This window comes from Peribacillus sp. SIMBA_075, assembly GCF_046534585.1.
In genome coordinates this window covers 1-271 of record NZ_JAWRYN010000628.1, presented here as the reverse complement: position 1 = coordinate 271, position 271 = coordinate 1, and the positions used below count along the sequence as shown (strand labels likewise).

1 protein-coding gene is annotated in these 271 nt (G+C 34.3%); it reads right to left on the bottom strand.

Annotated elements, in window-relative coordinates:
- Positions 1–271 (bottom strand): SH3 domain-containing protein (locus SB775_RS29695; RefSeq protein ID WP_486360716.1); only part of this gene is annotated, 271 nt, incomplete at both ends.

The following is a 271-nucleotide window of genomic DNA, read 5'->3' as shown; positions in this document are numbered from 1 at the left end:
ATTGCATTTCCCTTCTTTTCTACCTCAAGTAGAATTCCTTTCTCTATCCAGCCTTCTACACCATCTTTTTTAATTAAATCATATCCCATGCAGCTACCATCAATTAAAGAAACTGTATCCCCTTTTCTAATACTGATTTGCGCACAAGAAATATCCGTTTTCACTGTATACTCACCTGATTCAAGTTGCTTTATATACTCATTTTTCACATGAAGTAATTCATTTGTTCCTAGTTGTTTACATACGGTAAAACCTTTCATTCTCTCCACAG